The organism is Streptomyces sp. NPDC048352 (genome assembly GCF_040651895.1).
GTDB lineage: Bacteria > Actinomycetota > Actinomycetes > Streptomycetales > Streptomycetaceae > Streptomyces.
Genome location: NZ_JBEZKZ010000168.1, coordinates 1 through 1,735, shown reverse-complemented (window position 1 = coordinate 1,735; position 1,735 = coordinate 1). Strand labels below are relative to the sequence as shown.

At 69.2% G+C, this 1,735-nt stretch carries 3 protein-coding genes; all 3 read left to right on the top strand.

What is annotated here, in order from left to right; genetic code table 11:
* Positions 1–605 (top strand): vitamin B12 dependent-methionine synthase activation domain-containing protein (locus AB0D45_RS34820; protein ID WP_362466717.1); only part of this gene is annotated, 605 nt, incomplete at its 5' end.
* 40 nt (positions 606–645) lie between these two features.
* Positions 646–1,587: a methylenetetrahydrofolate reductase [NAD(P)H] gene (metF, locus tag AB0D45_RS34815; protein WP_362466714.1), complete on the top strand. Its 942-nt coding sequence runs from the start codon at positions 646–648 to the stop codon at positions 1,585–1,587.
* Between the two features lie 26 nt (positions 1,588–1,613).
* Positions 1,614–1,735 (top strand): adenosylhomocysteinase (locus AB0D45_RS34810; protein WP_362466720.1); only part of this gene is annotated, 122 nt, incomplete at its 3' end.

Sequence of the window (1,735 nt, the reverse complement as noted above, 5' to 3'; positions counted from 1 at the left end):
AGAAGCTGCACACCGAGAACCTGCTGGAGGCGGCCGTGGTCTACGGCTACTTCCCCTGCGTCTCCAAGGGCGATGACCTCATCATCCTCGACGAGAACCGTTCGGAGCGCGCCCGCTTCACCTTCCCGCGACAGCGCCGTGGCCGGCGCCTGTGCCTCGCGGATTTCTTCCGTCCCGAGGATTCGGGTGAGGTGGACGTGGTGGGCCTCCAGGTGGTCACCGTCGGATCGAGAATCGGGAAGGCGACCGCCAAGCTGTTCGAAGCGAACGCCTACCGGGACTACCTGGAGCTGCACGGCCTGTCCGTCCAGCTCGCCGAGGCCCTGGCCGAGTACTGGCACGCGCGGGTCCGCGCGGAGCTCGGCTTCGGCGGCGAGGACCCCGACAAGGTCGAGGACATGTTCGACCTCAAGTACCGGGGCGCCCGCTTCTCCCTCGGCTACGGGGCCTGCCCCGACCTGGAGGACCGGGCCAAGATCGCCGACCTCCTCCAGCCGGAGCGGATCGGCGTCCACCTCTCGGAGGAGTTCCAGCTCCACCCCGAGCAGTCCACCGACGCGATCGTCGTCCACCACCCGGATGTCACGTACTTCAACGCGCGCTGATCCGACTGCTCCGTACCGAACCCCGAAGGAACCGACCACCATGGCAGCAGAGACGGCAGAGCTCCCGTACCGCGCCCGCCCGGGCAGTCTGGCGGACCTCCTCGGTGCGGGGCAGAAGTCGTACTCCTTCGAGTTCTTCCCGCCGAAGACCGAAGGCGGCGAGCGCACCCTGTGGCACGCGATCCGCCGCATCGAGCCCTTCGCGCCCTCGTTCATCTCCGTCACCTACGGGGCCGGAGGCTCGTCCCGGGACCGCACGGTCGAGGTGACCAAGCGGATCGCCGCGGAGACCACGCTGCGTCCCGTCGCGCACCTGACCGCGGTCGGCCACTCGGTCGCCGAGCTGCGCCACATCATCGGCCAGTACGCCGACGCCGGCATCCGGGACGTCCTGGCTCTGCGCGGCGACCCGCCGGGCGATCCCCGGGGCGAGTGGACCGCACATCCCGAGGGGCTGCGCCATGCGCACGAACTCGTCTCCCTGGTACGGGAACTGGGGGAGTTCTCGGTGGGTGTGGCGGCCTTCCCCGAGCGGCATCCGCGCTCCTCGGACTGGGACAGCGACATCCGCCACTTCGTCGCCAAGTGCCGGGCGGGCGCGGACTACGCCATCACCCAGATGTTCTTCCGGGTCGACGACTACCTGCGGCTTCGCGACAGGGTGGCGGCCGCCGGCTGCGACACGCCGATCATCCCGGAGATCATGCCCGCCACCGACGTACGGCAGATCCGCCGCTTCGCCGAACTCAGCAACGCGTCCTTCCCCGACGAACTCGCCCAGCACCTCGACGCCGCCCGCGACGACCCCTCCGCGGGCTACCGCATCGGCGTCGACCACGCCACCGCCATGGCCGAGCGCCTCCTTGCCGAAGGAGCACCCGGCCTGCACTACATCACCCTCAACCGGTCCACCGCGACGCTCGAGATCCACCAGAACCTCGGTCTGTCACAGCCCCGGCAGCTTGCCGCTGCCCACCACTGAACCGTCCCTCACCGCATCACGGAGTCATGATGACGAGCCTGTCCCCCGCCGATTTCAAGGTCGCCGACCTTTCCCTTGCCGCCTTCGGCCGCAAGGAGATCACCCTGGCCGAGCACGAGATGCCGGGTCTGATGTCGATCCGCAAGGA

What these genes read in the sequence shown, in the direction of transcription:
- metF (WP_362466714.1), top strand. Translation starts at nt 646, where the DNA reads ATGGCAGCAGAGACGGCAGAGCTCCCGTACCGCGCCCGCCCGGGCAGT.